The sequence below is a fragment of the Bacteroidota bacterium genome, from assembly GCA_016714535.1.
Classification (GTDB): Bacteria; Bacteroidota; Bacteroidia; order AKYH767-A; family OLB10; genus JADKFV01.
Map to the genome: position 1 here is coordinate 58,265 of JADKDR010000014.1, position 16,226 is coordinate 74,490.

Here is a 16,226-nt window from a genome sequence, read left to right on the forward strand (position 1 = left end):
TTAAAATGAAAAACATTCTACTATTTTTAATAAGCCTGTTTCCTATAATTACCATGGGGCAGAACTGGCAATGGGCCAAGCAAGTGGGAGGCAGTGCCCAACAATCGTACGATCACGGAAATGTAAAAACAGATGGTACAAATTTTTATCTGTACGGAACGTTTTCAGGCGTAATGCAGTTGCAATCGGGAACTTTTAATTCAAATGGGGTAAGCGATTTTTTTATAATCAAATACGATAACAATGGAAATGAGCAGTGGGTGAAGACTTTTGGAGGATACAATTCCAGCAGTCAGGGCGAAAATATAAGTGCACTTTATGATTCGGTTTCCAATTGTATTTATTTGACAGGAACTTTTCAGGGCAGCATGAGTTTGGGAGGTAGTAATCTGGTGTCAAATGGATATGGGAGAAATTTTTTGGCAAAGATGGATTTAACAGGTACCGTACTTTGGGCAAAAAAAATATGGACACGGGTAAGCTCCAACTTGAACGATTATGAACGGATGGGTTGGGTTCTTCAAAAAAATGGGATTATCGTTATTTACTCAAACCTACTAGACACAGCATATTTTGATGGGTTAGTCGCAGGCCCCGGGGGCTGTCTGGCAAAATTAGATGGAAATGGCACTTGCTTTTTTACGCGCCATTTTTATGATTTTTCTGCACCTCCTCCCAGTTATGAAGGGGGATTTTCGATAAAGTATGTGGGGTCGGATATGATAATATTAGGAAATTTTAAAAACACCCTTTGGATAGATACGGCCGTGGTAACTTCGAATGGCGATTATGATATGCTACTAGCTCGTGCCGACTCCAATGGACATATTAAATGGATAAAACGGTTCGGGTACGGAAATATAGATTTCTTTGGAGATCATGGTATAGACGCTTATGGTAATTTATATGCAGTAGGTGGTTTTGGTGATTCCATTTCGTTTAATGGCAATTCATTTTATAGTCCTGTTATAGATTTTATTTTTATGAAATTTGATAGTATTGGTAATTTGATTTTTGCAAACCAAGGCAACTCATCCACCACTATTATTAACCCAGGCCAAATGGTTGCAGACAATGATGGTAATACTTATGTTGCAGGAGATTTTACTGGTTCTGTTACATTCGGAAACTATAGTATCTCAACTACTAATCAAATTGCTGCGTTTTTAGCACGCTTTAATAGCAATGGTGATTGCCTTGGTGTTAAACATTTTGGCAAAGCAGATGCTTCAAGTATAGTAGTGGACCAAATGGGCAATCCGGTAGTGGCTGGAGGTATTGCCAACACGGTAACCATAGGTAACAATACCTTTACAACCAACGGGCCCTGGGATGTTTACCTTGCCAAGTGTGATATATTCACAGGCATTGGAGGCAATGAAAAAACCCCTAACAGTCAACTCCACATATACGCCAACCCCAATGCCGGTAAGTGCAACATAACCATACCCGATGATTTAGTAAATGAAAAAGAATTAACATTGAGCATATACGATAACACAGGCAAAATGATTCAACAAAAATCGGTAGCGTTAACCAATGGAAAAGTAAAGGTAAACTTAGAAGCACAAGCCAAGGGAGTGTATACAGTAACAGTTACAAACGGAGTAAAATTTTACCATGGTAAAATTGTGTTTGAGTGAAAGTTGGTAACATATTAATCGGCTACTTTATAGCAGTTGCGAGGCCGGTATATTTTTGCAAGATTATCCTACTAAAATAAAACTAAAAAGCCACCCATCAGGGTGGCTTTTAGAATATTGTTTGCAAGGGCAAACTATCTAATAATCGTAACTGCGGCTAAGTGTTTTTTTTAACTAGTTGCCAGATTACATTAATTATTTCGTTACCACCATCAGCTTGGTATCTGCACTACGGCTGCCTATTTCAAGTGTGTAGGTGTATGTACCTTGTGCTAATTCGTTTGCATTCACAATAACTTGTGTTTTGCCGGCTGCGTTTAATGATTTAACAAGGTTACCATTTAAATCACGAATAATAATTGAAGCTTGTGCCGCATCACCACAGTTGAAACGGATGATAGTAGTTTGATTGAAAGGGTTTGGCGTGTTTTGCTCTAACGAATAATCTGCACGTATAGCAGCTGATTCATTCGCAGATTTTGCATTTCCTGCTGAGTTGTTAATCATAGCTTCAAGTGCTTCAATTTTTTGTTGCTGCTCATTGATTATTTTTTGTTGTTCCTTAATAGCGTTAATCGTGATGTACCATAAGGCGTTTGGATCAAAGGTCAGATAATTGGTTCCTTGCTTTACAATTACTTCATTTCCATTGGCGTCTTCTTCAACTATTTGTCCCATTGGTTTTTCTTCCACCATATAAGGTGCTATTTCTTGCATATCCTGAGCTATGATACCAACAAACTCGCGGCCATCAGCATGTGGAAATTTATCGTTGTACTTAAATGTAACAGGATTAATTTTTAATAATTGTTCAAGACCATCTTTAAATGGAGTAATATCTTTTTTCAATCTTCGGTCGCTGCGTACACCCCAAGCTCCGCCACCAGTTTGAAAGCCTTTTCCTACAACTTCTAAATCGCCACCGATAAATAAATCTTCATCGCCATTGGCATTTAAATTACTTGTTCCCGGTGTAAAAACATCGGACATTACATTTATAAATGAACTCATGCTGTCGCCACCGCAGTTGATAACGCCATTTCCAGAAGAGGTATATAAGTCAGCTCCAGAGAATATATCACCTGCTATAACATTAACACCACCAGAAGTAATAGTAAGTTTATTTCCACATGTTGTTGCTCCCGTAACCGCTAAGGTACCTCCTATGGTTGCATTACTAGATATACCAGCTGTTCCTACTACATTAAATGTGTTTGTTCCTTCTGTAAAACTACCTACAGTGAGTTTATCATTTGTTGCAATTGAATTACCACCTGCATCAATAAAATTTTCGGCACTACCAAAGTTTATGGTATCGCCAAAAAACACATTGCCTCCAGCGGTAAGGGTTCCGGAGGCAGTAATATTTCCACTTACATTCATAGAGGCACCGAAAGTTGAATTGTTGGATACTTGTAAATTTCCATCAATTCTTCCTGTGCCTATTACATGTAGCTGTGACGTTGGGGCCGGATTATTAATGCCGACAAAATTATTGGCTACCAGACAGGTAATTGGACTTGTACCAATGTTTAAATTACGGATAGTGTAATCATCATTGCCTAGACCTCCGGTTTGCCAAATCGCTACCCCGTTAGTACGATAACTTACGGTGTTTGAATTGCCTGGATTTTTTTTATCCATAAAGATAAAGGCGCTTGCCGTGTTACTTTTTACCTGCACGGCCACGCCACCTGTAGCGTTAAACACATCGAGCCTTACTGTTGGTGTTACAGTTCCAATTCCTACATTACCGGTTGACGGAAACGTGTTTTGTGCTTGCGATGCAATTGTTGCAACAGAAGCAATTGCGAGTGTGAAGATTTTTTTTCTCATAAGTGATTTTTTTTAAAATTGTTAATTGATTGGAATTTGTTCGACAAAGAAAAGGTGAGAAAAGGCTCTTAGCAATTACCAAACGTGGTAGTATTTTAGGTGATGGCCCCTTGGAATATTAGCATTTTTATGGCAATTCCATGCCTGACATAAATTATAAGGACTATAAACAATTAGGATACTACCACAATAGATTTAGTGCAATACCTAAAGCAAGCTAAAAAAAAGTTTCTGAGTTATTGCTTTTGCAACTGCTTCTGTCATTGAGCTTACATGTAATTTTTCGTAAATCTTTTTCATGTGAGCACGCACCGTATCGTACGTAATATTTAACTTGTCCGAAATCATTTTGTATGATAGACCATCTACTAAAAGTGATAGTACTTCTTTTTCGCGCAAGCTTAAATTAAAATCTTCTTTTTGCGGTTCTTGAAACTGTAATAATACTTTGCGTGCAATGCTGGGTGTCATGGGGGCACCACCGGTATATACTTCGCGTATGGCCTGTAGTATATTTTTAGGATCTGTATTTTTTAAAATATATCCTGCTGCTCCCGCTTTTATAGCAGCAAAAACTTTTTCATCATCATCAAATACAGTTTGCATTAATATCTGAACAGTAGGGAATGTTTTACGTATAAGTTTTACGCCTTCTATTCCATTCATACCAGGCATGTCAATATCCATAATCACTACATCGGGTTTTGTTTGTTGAATGTTAGTAATTACATCAATGCAGTTTGCATACGATGCTAAAAGGTCGAAATCTCCGGCATCTTCCAGCAACATTGCAATGGAATCTCGTAGCATTTCGTTATCATCAAAAAGAACAACTTTTATTCCGCTCATGGTTTAGAATATAGATTGACGCAAAATTGTACTAACTTCATTAAAAGTAATATTACCAAATATGGTAGTTTTTTCTTAGTCAGATAACTCGCCTTCACTCGGTATTGCTTTTATAATCAAATACTAACAGTCAATTCAATTTTAACGCCTTCGTTCAGCGAGGACGTAACGTAAAAACGTGCTTTAATTTCTTCTGCCCTTGCTTTCATGTTTTTTAAACCGTTGCCGTTGTAAGCCACAACATTATCGGTGTCGAATCCGATTCCATTATCTAATATTTCCAAGCACAATTTATTTTCTTTCACCTTAGCTATAACTTGCACTGTTGAAGCTTCAGAGTATTTCACTATATTGTTAATTGCTTCTTTATATATCAGAAAAATGTTTTTTCGATGCACGGGTGCAATGGTTGTGCTTTTTTCTTCATTATCAATATCAAACTCAAATAGAATTCCTTTTGGTGTAAGCATCATGGCTGCAAATGCCATCATGCGGTTTTTAAGTTGTTCAAAGTTTTCGTTGTTGGGGTTTAAGCTCCACACAATGTCGCTCATTTTTTCAATCAACTCGCGCGATGCTGCTCCAATTTTTTGCAGTACTTCTGTTTCGTTTCCATTTTTTGCGGCACGGTTTTTTGCCACTTCGCTGTATACAGAAATACTGCTGAGTGTGCTGCCCATATCATCATGTAACTCGCGACTTATTCGTAAGCGCTCATTTAATAACAATTGCTGATTTTCTATTTCTTTATTTTTGCGGTAACGGTAAAAGCCATATCCTCCAATAAGTAACACAACAAAAATTCCTGCTAACGAAAAATTGCGAATGATTTTTTGTTTTTGAATTTCGGCTGATGCCAAAGCTTGCTTTTTATCCTGTTCAGCTTTGGTTACTGCTTCCTTTTTAACAAAGTCGTATTGCATTTGATTCTTTTCAATATTAATTCTGTATTCAATATCTACAACACTATCGTTATATGCATGATAAAGTTTAAAATGGTGATATGCATCTTTATAATTTCCTTCAAGACTATCTAATTTGCTTAGCTGTAAATAACTGTACCGAATAGAAGGTTTAACCTTTAGGTCCTGGTACATATCAAGACTTTTTTTTAAATTAATTTTCGAGTTTTTATAGTCTTTTTTCTCAAGAAATATTTTAGCCTGAATTTCGTACACATCTGCTATGATGTATCTATACTGGTGTAATGCGCTTAGACGCAATGTAGTATCACAAAATCTAAATGCTGTAGCATAGTTTCCTAATGCTGCATAAATGGATGCTATTCGTTTATACGATTGCGCTAGTTCGTAATTGTCTGAATAGCGTTTAGCAAGTTCAATAGTTTGATTGTAGTAATACATGGCACTATCATATTGCTCCATATCCATATATACCTTACCTATGTTACTTAGTGGGTAGGCTAATTTTTTATAGTCCTTTATCGCCTTAAAAATATTGGCAGATTTTTGCAAGTTCTCAAAGGCAAGTTTGTTTTCATGTATGGTTACATATAAGTTTCCTATATGGTTGTAGCTGCTTGCAATCCTACCACTATCATTAATTTTTTCGCTGAGAGCTAATGCTTGTTCATATTGGAGTTTTGCTTCAAAGTATTTGCCGTTATTTTTTAACAGCCTTCCATCTACAAAATAGTAATCAATTATTCCCTCTTGATAATTCAACCTTTTAGCCAACAAATAGGATTGCCCTAAATAGAATTCCGAATTTTTATAATCCGTAGTTTCATAATACTTGCGTGCAATTTCTAGTAATATTTTGGATCCTGTGGTATCATCTTTTGAAATTGATAAAACGTTAAGCAAGGAGTCAATTATTTTGTCTTGCGATTTTACTGAAACCGAAAAGAGAAAAAGTATAATTGCAAAAGCTAATCTCATGTTTTGGTTTTTAAGTTACAACTAAGTTAATTTTGGTTTTCAAATTATGCCTTTTTGTGATTGAGTTTGTTATCGCATTTGATAGCACAGCGGTTGCAAATTTGGCTGTAGTAATAAAAGGAACTAATTTCTTGATGGTAATTTTGTTTTAAGAAAAATTAAAAATTTATGGATAGCTGAAAAGTGCAGAAAGTAACCTATTCAGTAAAAATGACCAATAACCTAATTACATGTGTTGTTTCAAAAGCAAATATAAGTTTATTGGGGTTGCATTACCAAATCGTGTTAGCTATATTTTTTGTTTTTCTCGTTAAGGTCACTTTATGTATAGTGATAACAAGCAACTGCTCAATGAAAACGGTAAAGTATTTAGGCATTTGAACCGGTGTTGCCGCACGATGAATAAGCATGGAAGCATTGCCTTTCAAAAGACCATAACCAAGAAAGAAAATTTGATTAATCTTTTTAAATAGGGTTTTGCTGTAAATCCTCTTAGGGCATAAGAAGCTATTAGCGAGTTGCTGCATTATTAATTTATAAAAAACTCAATAATAAAGAAGGCCTATGTTACGCCCTCAACTTTTTTCTAACGCAATCAAAAAGGTAATTGAAACCAGTGAAACAAATAGAACAGTTCATATTTTATTAAAGAGAACAAAATGACTTAGTATGGAATGAACTTTACAAACATTGCAAAATAATCGGCAACATAGAATACGCTCAGTTGCCTTAATGCCGCATAGCTTCCGCACGATTTGCAATTGGCTAACCAGAAGTACATAGCTTTTCAATGCTAGTGCACATTTCCACTTTACTCAACTGAGTATTTTAAAATGGATTGCTTATGCTACCTAAATAGAAAATAAGCATCAATAGCAAAGAAGAAACTCTTACTTGCCAAAAAAATATTGGGGTCAATCAACATTCCTGTCAAAAACAAAAGCCCAAAGAAAATTCTTTGGACCTTATTTATTCTAAATAATAAACGTAGGTATTATTATCCAATCTGAACACGCTTCATAGCGCTTATTGTAAGATCTTTGTCAATGGAGGTTAAGTATTGACGCACCGTTTGCTTATCTTCCTTAATATATGCTTGATTGAGCAATGTTGACTCCTGATAAAATTTATTTAACTTGCCTTGCGCAATTTTTTCAACCATTTCTTCGGGCTTACCTTCATTACGGGCTACATCGCGTCCTATTTCTAATTCACGCTCAAGCATTTTGGTATCTACATCGCCTTTGTCAATGGCCACAGGGTTCATTGCTGCAGTTTGCATGGCAACATTTCGTGCTATATCATCTATATTGGCTACATCAGCTTTACTTACTCCAATCATAGCAGCTAATTTGTTTCCAGGATGATTATAAACAATAACCCTTGGGGCTGATATTCTTTCGTAAGAAGATATTTCAAGCTTCTCGCCAATTTTTCCTATCATATCAAACAAGCGGTCGTTAACCGTTGCGTCACCAAGTTTTAGAGCTTTCACTTCATCTGCTGAGTTACAGTCGTTCTGCATTGCCAGGGTTAAAATTTCTTCGGCAAAATTTACAAACTCCTGATTTTTGGCCACAAAGTCTGTTTCGCTATTTAGGGCTATCACATAGCCCTTAGTATTGTCTTCGCTGGTTTTAGCAATTACATAACCCTCTTTAGCTTCGCGGTCGCTGCGATTGGCGGCTACCTTTTGTCCTTTTTTTCTCAAATAATCAATGGCTTGTTCAAAATCACCATTGGCTTCGGTTAGGGCCTTTTTGCAATCCATCATTCCTGCCCCTGTTTGTTGGCGCAATTTGTTTACATCTGCTGCGCTTATTGTTACTGTCGACATCTTTTGATTTTTTTTATATGTTTAATTTATTCCCTTATAAAACAAAAGACGGAGGGAATTCCGTCTTTCGATATGTGTTATTCGATTTCCGGATTGAATAATTTTAAGCCGGATATTGCCTCTGCGGCTTATTTTTTTCTGCGTGGACGGCCACTTTTTTTGCCACCTTCTTCATCTCCGGCAACAGCCATTTCGCCACTTTCATTTCCTGCTGCTTCCTGTTCTGCTAGTTCACGTTCTTTATCCGCATCGCGGTCAACCTTGCGCTCTGCCAATCCTTCTTCTATCGCTTTAATCATTACGTCAATAATTAATGCAATTGATTTTGATGCATCATCATTGGCCGGAATTGGAAAGTCGATAAGCGTAGGATCAGTATTGGTATCGCATATAGCAATAGTAGGTATGTTTAGTCTGCGAGCTTCACTTATTGCAATGTGTTCTTTAACAATATCCACCACAAATAAGGCAGCTGGCAAACGGCTCATATCGCTTATGCTTCCGATAAATTTTTCCATCTTAGCTTTTTGACGTGAAATCTGAAGTTTTTCTTTTTTAGAGATTACATCAAAAGTTCCATCAGTTACCATCTTATCAAAATTGCCTAATTTCTTAACAGATTTTCTCTGTGTAGCAAAATTAGTTAGCATTCCTCCAGGCCAGCGTTCAACAATAAAAGGCATATTTACCGACTTGGCTCCATTAGCAACTAAATCTTTAGCTTGCTTTTTGGTTGCAACAAATAGAATTTTCTTGCCTGATTTCGCAATTTGCTTGATGGCCGAAGCAGCTTCTTCCAACTTAGCCATTGTTTTATTAAGGTCTATTATATGGATACCGTTACGCTCTATAAAAATATAGGGCGCCATTTTTGGGTTCCATTTTCTTTTCAAATGCCCAAAGTGTACCCCGGCATCTAATAATTGGTCATGTTTGATATTCAACATTGGATAATTTCTTGTTTTTTTGTTATTAATATAGTGACAAGATTAACGCTTAGAGAATTGGAAGCGCTTACGGGCTTTCTTTTGTCCCGGCTTCTTACGTTCAACCATGCGAGGATCCCGTGTTAGTAAGCCATTTGATTTTAATGCTGGTCGAAACTCAGGATTAACCTGACATAAAGCACGGGCCATCGCTTGTCTGATAGCTTCTGCTTGTCCAGTAATTCCGCCACCATGCACATTTACCACTGCATCAAACTGATCCTTGGTTTGTGAAACTTCAAAAGCCTGAGTTATTTTATGATGTAAAACATCGGTCTTAAAATAAGCTTTATAGTCTTGATTATTAACGTGTATCACTCCTGTTCCCGGTTTCAAATAAATACGGGCAACAGCGGTTTTACGTCTTCCTATTTTATGTGTGATTTCCATATTCTGTTAAAAAGTTACTGTTTTAGGTTGCTGGGCTGCATGTGGATGCTCTGAACCAGCATAAATGTATAGGTTGCGCTTAATAGCATCACCCAATTTGGTTTTCGGAAGCATACCATGAATGGCATATTCTAATATCCGTGTGGGATGAGTTTTCAACAACATCTTTGGTGAAGCAAAGCGTTGACCTCCCGGATAACCGGTATGTCTTACATATTCTTTGTCTTCTGTTTTGGCTCCGGTAAAACGAACTTTCTCGGCATTAATTATTATTACATAATCACCGGTATCGCTATTTGGAGTAAACGAGGGCTTATGCTTGCCTCTCAGTATTTTCGCTACTTCTGAGCTTAATCTACCTACAACCATATTCTCGGCATCTACCAGAACCCACCCTTTTTGAGCGTTTTCTTTATTTACTGATTTGGTCTTATAACTTAATGTATCCACAATAGTTTATTTTTATAAAAAGGAGCGCAAAAGTATGTTATTATATTCAAGTATGCAATAGTTATAAAAAAAACTTTTAAGACGTGTTTCGTATTGTACGTGTTTGAGATTGCTCACGCTTTCGGAATCTCGGAATTAAATTTCTAGACGTAAGAGAATGCTAACTGAATCCGCACCCATTTACTCATCAGTGGGCTTGTAATTTGACCCTTAAATGCAAAGTTATTGACAGGGTGTTAATTCTAATTGTTAATTATTTAAACTATTAATTTACAATTACTTGTGAAAGGAGCCGAAATATTTATGGTATTATTTTTGGGAGTATGCGAAGATTAAATTGATTTTCTTTAAATTGTGCCCAATTGTAGCCTAGTGTCTTTGGGTATTGGCTTTCAATCAGTTTAAGCCCCTGTCGAAATTATTTAAATAATTAATTTTTTACGAAATGATTAAAATTTTACGCTTTTTCTTATTCACTTGCCTTATGTTGGCTTCCATGGTATTGTCTATTCCATCACAAGCGCAACAGAATGTAGCAACGGTTTCTGTTATCAGTCATAATGCTGCCGAATACCATTTGCAAATTACCTCGCATACCTTATTTCAAAAGTTCGAAGCTGTTTCTCCCGCAACTTTGCAAAAGAAGTTTTCGCAAATTGACGGGTTCACTATGATTGCCAGACCTAAGCAAGATGTTTTTGAAATAAAAATTGATAAACAAAATGCGCCATTGATTTTACAAAAGTATTTTGCTTTGACACCGCTGCAAATTGCAGCACTTCCTAAATAACCCCAATTACACGAAATAGAAAACAACGAATCCTTTTAAAAAAGAAGATTATGGTTAGAAAATTTTTACTCTTATTAATTTTTTCAGGAATAATTTCAGCTGGAAAGATACAATCACAGTGCGCAATTCTTGGCGCTAAGACTGTAACGCTCATTTCCGGATCAGGAAGTGGAACTTCCATAAATCCTTATACTGCCGGAAGTGTGATTTCTGTATGCATTACAGTAGATTCGGTTTTCGAAGCTAATACGAATTGGTTGCATGGAGTTTATCTAATTGGTGTTCCAGCTGGCTCAATAGTTAATCCCGGCACGCCAGTGCCAGGCTCAGTTTGGATTTGGGACGCTTCTGGTTGCAATGGCAGACCAAAGGGATGGTACTTTGATGAGGATGCGGATGGCGACCCATGCAATAACTTTGGGGATGACCCTTGTGGGGATGACCCTGCTGGTCCTTGTGGCCGACAATTTTGCTTTAACATTACTTTGCCAATAACACCCGGAAACTCGCAACTTATGGTTAAAACTACGGGCGATGGAACAACTGGCAGTTGGACTGATGCTGGTTGTGATGACCCGGCTGTTAATGTTGGTTCACAAATATTTTTTGGCGCTACAGTTTCTTGTCCAACACTTACAATTGCACCCAATGTTACAATTACTAATAACTCATGTGGCTTAGGCTGTGCCCCAATAAGAACAGGAACCATTAATATTTCTAATGCAGGGTGTCCTTCAGGTTCAACCTTGCGCTGGTTTACTTCTGCTAGCACCACAACTGGAGGTGTTACCACAACGCCTACCTACGCTGCAGGCCAATCGTATCATGCACGTTGTGTTTGTGATGCTGATAATTCGATTATTAGCCCGGTTACTACAATTACAGCTGCAGCTCAATGTCCTCCTGATAATACAGGACCAACTATTTCATGCCCTTCCAATGCTACTATCTCAGGATGTTTTGCAACTCAGGCTGATGCAGTTAATGCACTTCCGGCTCCAGACACCAGTCTTGTTACAGCTTCCGACCTTAACGGACCAGTTGTAAAAACACACGTGGGCGATGCCAATCCAATTAATACCAATGGATGTCAGTATATTGTTCAAAGAACTTATAGAGCTACGGATATTTGCAATAATTTTTCTGAATGTAATCAGATTTTTACGGTTTATTTTGGTTGTATTTTCAATAACAGTTGCATGTCAACTAGCAATAGCCGTTGTGTAGCTCCCTTTAATGGATCAGCCTTAGTTTCAACCGACATGACTAATCCTACTTACCTCTGGAGTAACGGAGCCTCAACTTCAACAGTAACTGGTTTGGCAGGTGGAACATATACTGTTACTATTACAGACGGCATTTCTGGATGCACAAACACTTGCTCTTCGGTGGTTGCAAATGCAACAAGCACCCCAACTGTTACTTGTTCGGCTACCCCAAACACAAATTGTGTAAATAGTAATGGAACAGCTTCAGCCAATGCTTCAGGAGTTTCCTATTTTTGGAACACTGGTGCAATTACCTCAACTGTCGCTAATTTATCAGCCGGAACTTATACAGTAACAGTAACAGATAACACAACCGGATGTACATCAACCTGTGAGGCAGTTGTAGGATCAAGTGCATCAAGCCCAACCGTAAGTTGTTCATCAACGGATAATACGAATTGTACAACGCCAAATGGAACCGCCACTGCCACCGCAACCAATGTAAGTTACTTATGGAGCAATGGAGAAACCAGTGCAAGCATCAGCGGCTTAAGTGCCGGAGTATACACGGTAACAGTAACCGACCTGAGCACAGGATGTACTGCTACCTGCGCTTCCACCGTAAGTGACAACACAAGTAATCCAGCGGTAAGTTGTTCATCGACTGATAATAGTAGTTGCATCAACGCTAACGGCACTGCATCCGCCACCGCAACCAATGTAAGTTACTTATGGAGCAATGGAGAAACCAGTGCAAGCATCAGCGGCTTAAGTGCCGGAGTATATACGGTAACAGTAACCGACCTGAGCACAGGATGCACCGCAACATGCACAAGCAATGTTGCAAGTAATACAAGCAACCCACTAGTAACCTGCAGCGCAACCGATAATACCAATTGCAGTGGAGCCGGCAATGGAACGGCCGCAGCTACTGCTTCGGGCGTAAGCTATCAATGGAGCGGTGGAGAGACTACATCAAGTATCAGCGGTTTATCAGCCGGAACTTATACAGTAACAGTAACAGATAACACAACCGGATGTACATCAACCTGTGAGGCAGTTGTAGGATCAAGTGCATCAAGCCCAACCGTAAGTTGTTCATCAACCGATAATACAAATTGTACCGCACCGAATGGAACTGCGACCGCCACCGCAACCAATGTAAGTTACTTATGGAGCAATGGAGAAACCAGTGCAAACATCAGCGGCTTAAGTGCCGGAGTATATACGGTAACAGTAACTGACCTGAGCACAGGTTGCACTGCTACCTGCGCTTCCACCGTAAGTGACAACACAAGTAATCCAGCGGTAAGTTGTTCATCGACTGATAATAGTAGTTGCACCAACGCTAACGGCACTGCATCCGCCACCGCAACCAATGTAAGTTACTTATGGAGCAATGGAGAAACCAGTGCAAGCATCAGCGGCTTAAGTGCCGGAGTATATACGGTAACAGTAACCGACCTGAGCACAGGATGCACTGCAACATGCACAAGCAATGTTGCAATTAATACAAGCAACCCACTAGTAACCTGCAGCGCAACCGATAATACCAATTGCAGTGGAGCCGGCAATGGAACGGCCGCAGCTACTGCTTCGGGCGTAAGCTATCAATGGAGCGGTGGAGAGACTACATCAAGTATCAGCGGTTTATCAGCCGGAACTTATACAGTAACAGTAACAGATAACACAACCGGATGTACATCAACCTGTGAGGCAGTTGTAGGATCAAGTGCATCAAGCCCAACCGTAAGTTGTTCATCAACGGATAATACGAATTGTACAACGCCAAATGGAACCGCCACTGCCACCGCAACCAATGTAAGTTACTTATGGAGCAATGGAGAAACCAGTGCAAGCATCAGCGGCTTAAGTGCCGGAGTATATACGGTAACAGTAACCGACCTGAGCACAGGATGCACCGCAACATGCACAAGCAATGTTGCAAGTAATACAAGCAACCCACTAGTAACCTGCAGCGCAACCAATAATACCAATTGCAGTGGAGCCGGCAATGGAACGGCCGCAGCTACTGCTTCGGGCGTAAGCTATCAATGGAGCGGTGGAGAGACTACATCAAGTATCAGCGGTTTATCAGCCGGAACTTATACAGTAACAGTAACAGATAACACAACCGGATGTACATCAACCTGTGAGGCAGTTGTAGGATCAAGTGCATCAAGCCCAACCGTAAGTTGTTCATCAACCGATAATACAAATTGCTGCCCACCAGGAACCACTGCCACCGCAACCAATGTAAGTTACTTATGGAGCAATGGAGAAACCAGTGCAAGCATCAGCGGCTTAAGTGCCGGAGTATATACGGTAACTAACGGGTACACCGAGCACAGGATGCACCGCAACATGCACAAGCAATGTTGCAAGTAATACAAGCAACCCACTAGTAACCTGCAGCGCAACCATAATACCAATTGCAGTGGAGCCGGCAATGGAACGGCCGCAGCTACTGCTTCGGGCGTAAGCTATCAATGGAGCGGTGGAGAGACTACATCAAGTATCAGCGGTTTATCAGCCGGAACTTATACAGTAACAGTAACAGATAACACAACCGGATGTACATCAACCTGTGAGGCAGTTGTAGGATCAAGTGCATCAAGCCCAACCGTAAGTTGTTCATCAACCGATAATACAAATTGTACTGCCCCAAATGGAACCGCCACTGCCACCGCAACCAATGTAAGTTACTTATGGAGCAATGGAGAAACCAGTGCAAGCATCAGCGGCTTAAGTGCCGGAGTATATACGGTAACAGTAACTGACCTGAGCACAGGATGCACTGCTACCTGCGCTTCCACCGTAAGTGACAACACAAGTAATCCAGCGGTAAGTTGTTCATCGACTGATAATAGTAGTTGCACCAACGCTAACGGCACTGCATCCGCCACTGCAACCAATGTAAGTTACTTATGGAGCAATGGAGAAACCAGTGCAAGCATCAGCGGCTTAAGTGCCGGAGTATATACGGTAACAGTAACCGACCTGAGCACAGGATGCACCGCAACATGCACAAACAATGTTGCAATTAATACAAGCAACCCACTAGTAACCTGCAGCGCAACCGATAATACCAATTGCAGTGGAGCCGGCAATGGAACGGCCGCAGCTACTGCTTCGGGCGTAAGCTATCAATGGAGCGGTGGAGAGACTACATCAAGTATCAGCGGTTTATCAGCCGGAACTTATACAGTAACAGTAACAGATAACACAACCGGATGTACATCAACCTGTGAGGCAGTTGTAGGATCAAGTGCATCAAGCCCAACCGTAAGTTGTTCATCAACGGATAATACGAATTGTACAACGCCAAATGGAACCGCCACTGCCACCGCAACCAATGTAAGTTACTTATGGAGCAATGGAGAAACCAATAAGTGCCGGAGTATATACGGTAACAGTAACCGACCTGAGCACAGGATGCACCGCAACATGCACAAGCAATGTTGCAAGTAATACAAGCAACCCACTAGTAACCTGCAGCGCAACCGATAATACCAATTGCAGTGGAGCCGGCAATGGAACGGCCGCAGCTACTGCTTCGGGCGTAAGCTATCAATGGAGCGGTGGAGAGACTACATCAAGTATCAGCGGTTTATCAGCCGGAACTTATACAGTAACAGTAACAGATAACACAACCGGATGTACATCAACCTGTGAGGCAGTTGTAGGATCAAGTGCATCAAGCCCAACCGTAAGTTGTTCATCAACGGATAATACAAATTGTACAACGCCAAATGGAACCGCCACTGCCACCGCAACCAATGTAAGTTACTTATGGAGCAATGGAGAAACCAATGCAAGCATCAGCGGCTTAAGTGCCGGAGCATACACGGTAACAGTAACTGACCTGAGCACAGGTTGCACTGCTACCTGCGCTTCCACCGTAAGTGACAACACAAGTAATCCAGCGGTAAGTTGTTCATCGACCGATAATACAAGTTGCACCAACGCTAATGGAACTGCATCCGCCACTGCACCAATGTAAGTTACCAATGGAGCAATGGAGAAACCATGCAAGCATCAGCGGTTTATCAGCCGGAACTTATACAGTAACAGTAACAGACTGAACACAGGATGCACCGCAACGCTGCAGGCAATGTTGCAAGTAAGCATCAAGCCCAACCAGTAACCTGTTCAGCAACCGATAATACCAATTGCAGTGGAGCCGGCAATGGAACGCCACAGCTACCGCCCGTAAGTTATCAATGGAGCAATGGAGAAACCAATCAAGTATCAGCGGTTTATCAGCCGGACTTATACAGTAACAGTAACAGATAGCACAACCGGATGCACATCAACCTGCGAGCAGTTGTGGACA

17 protein-coding genes are annotated in these 16,226 nt (G+C 39.9%); 5 read left to right on the forward strand and 12 right to left on the reverse strand.

Annotation, left to right across the window (positions count from 1 at the left end; genetic code table 11):
• Positions 1-5 precede the first annotated feature (5 nt).
• Positions 6-1,643, forward strand: a complete 1,638-nt coding sequence (locus tag IPO27_16575; GenBank protein MBK8848054.1) for a T9SS type A sorting domain-containing protein — start codon at positions 6-8, stop codon at positions 1,641-1,643.
• A 195-nt stretch (positions 1,644-1,838) separates the two neighbouring features.
• On the opposite strand, the gene IPO27_16580 is transcribed toward IPO27_16575, so the two are convergent.
• From IPO27_16580 to rplM, 8 genes are all read right to left on the reverse strand, one after another.
• Positions 1,839-3,479, reverse strand: a complete 1,641-nt coding sequence (locus IPO27_16580) for a tail fiber domain-containing protein (GenBank protein ID MBK8848055.1) — start codon at positions 3,477-3,479, stop codon at positions 1,839-1,841.
• Between the two features lie 207 nt (positions 3,480-3,686).
• Complete coding sequence (locus tag IPO27_16585) at positions 3,687-4,328, reverse strand: response regulator transcription factor (protein MBK8848056.1); 642 nt, start codon at positions 4,326-4,328, stop codon at positions 3,687-3,689.
• Positions 4,329-4,444: 116 nt separating this feature from the next.
• Complete coding sequence (locus IPO27_16590; GenBank protein MBK8848057.1) at positions 4,445-6,229, reverse strand: tetratricopeptide repeat protein; 1,785 nt, start codon at positions 6,227-6,229, stop codon at positions 4,445-4,447.
• A 272-nt stretch (positions 6,230-6,501) separates the two neighbouring features.
• Positions 6,502-6,756, reverse strand: a complete 255-nt coding sequence (locus tag IPO27_16595; protein MBK8848058.1) for a hypothetical protein — start codon at positions 6,754-6,756, stop codon at positions 6,502-6,504.
• Positions 6,757-7,226: 470 nt separating this feature from the next.
• Positions 7,227-8,066: an elongation factor Ts gene (locus IPO27_16600; GenBank protein ID MBK8848059.1), complete on the reverse strand. Its 840-nt coding sequence runs from the start codon at positions 8,064-8,066 to the stop codon at positions 7,227-7,229.
• Positions 8,067-8,194: 128 nt separating this feature from the next.
• Positions 8,195-9,013: a 30S ribosomal protein S2 gene (gene rpsB / locus IPO27_16605; protein ID MBK8848060.1), complete on the reverse strand. Its 819-nt coding sequence runs from the start codon at positions 9,011-9,013 to the stop codon at positions 8,195-8,197.
• 42 nt (positions 9,014-9,055) lie between these two features.
• On the reverse strand, positions 9,056-9,442 hold the full coding sequence (rpsI, locus tag IPO27_16610) for a 30S ribosomal protein S9 (protein ID MBK8848061.1): 387 nt from the start codon (positions 9,440-9,442) through the stop codon (positions 9,056-9,058).
• 6 nt (positions 9,443-9,448) lie between these two features.
• Positions 9,449-9,892, reverse strand: coding sequence for a 50S ribosomal protein L13 (rplM, locus tag IPO27_16615; GenBank protein MBK8848062.1), 444 nt, complete (start codon positions 9,890-9,892; stop codon positions 9,449-9,451).
• 445 nt (positions 9,893-10,337) lie between these two features.
• Here rplM and IPO27_16620 point away from each other — a divergent pair, with 445 nt between their 5' ends.
• Both IPO27_16620 and IPO27_16625 read left to right on the forward strand, forming a co-directional pair.
• The gene (locus IPO27_16620; protein MBK8848063.1) at positions 10,338-10,682 is read left to right on the forward strand and encodes a hypothetical protein; all 345 of its coding nucleotides are present in this window, start codon (positions 10,338-10,340) and stop codon (positions 10,680-10,682) included.
• A 50-nt stretch (positions 10,683-10,732) separates the two neighbouring features.
• Positions 10,733-14,278: a hypothetical protein gene (locus IPO27_16625; GenBank protein ID MBK8848064.1), complete on the forward strand. Its 3,546-nt coding sequence runs from the start codon at positions 10,733-10,735 to the stop codon at positions 14,276-14,278.
• A 152-nt stretch (positions 14,279-14,430) separates the two neighbouring features.
• Here the strand turns inward: IPO27_16625 and IPO27_16630 are convergent, their stop codons facing one another.
• From IPO27_16630 to IPO27_16645, 4 genes are all read right to left on the reverse strand, one after another.
• Positions 14,431-14,571 (reverse strand): hypothetical protein, encoded by a 141-nt coding sequence (locus IPO27_16630; protein ID MBK8848065.1) that lies wholly within the window; start codon positions 14,569-14,571, stop codon positions 14,431-14,433.
• 21 nt (positions 14,572-14,592) lie between these two features.
• Positions 14,593-14,805 carry a hypothetical protein gene (locus IPO27_16635; GenBank protein MBK8848066.1) on the reverse strand — a complete coding sequence of 71 codons (213 nt, stop codon included), beginning with the start codon at positions 14,803-14,805 and terminating at the stop codon, positions 14,593-14,595.
• A 6-nt stretch (positions 14,806-14,811) separates the two neighbouring features.
• Positions 14,812-15,000: a hypothetical protein gene (locus IPO27_16640; protein ID MBK8848067.1), complete on the reverse strand. Its 189-nt coding sequence runs from the start codon at positions 14,998-15,000 to the stop codon at positions 14,812-14,814.
• 90 nt (positions 15,001-15,090) lie between these two features.
• Positions 15,091-15,231 carry a hypothetical protein gene (locus tag IPO27_16645; protein ID MBK8848068.1) on the reverse strand — a complete coding sequence of 47 codons (141 nt, stop codon included), beginning with the start codon at positions 15,229-15,231 and terminating at the stop codon, positions 15,091-15,093.
• Positions 15,232-15,266: 35 nt separating this feature from the next.
• Between IPO27_16645 and IPO27_16650 the strand changes: the two genes are divergently transcribed.
• Both IPO27_16650 and IPO27_16655 read left to right on the forward strand, forming a co-directional pair.
• Positions 15,267-15,893, forward strand: a complete 627-nt coding sequence (locus tag IPO27_16650) for a hypothetical protein (protein ID MBK8848069.1) — start codon at positions 15,267-15,269, stop codon at positions 15,891-15,893.
• An 89-nt stretch (positions 15,894-15,982) separates the two neighbouring features.
• Positions 15,983-16,186, forward strand: a complete 204-nt coding sequence (locus tag IPO27_16655) for a hypothetical protein (GenBank protein ID MBK8848070.1) — start codon at positions 15,983-15,985, stop codon at positions 16,184-16,186.
• The last annotated feature ends 40 nt before the right edge of the window (positions 16,187-16,226 follow it).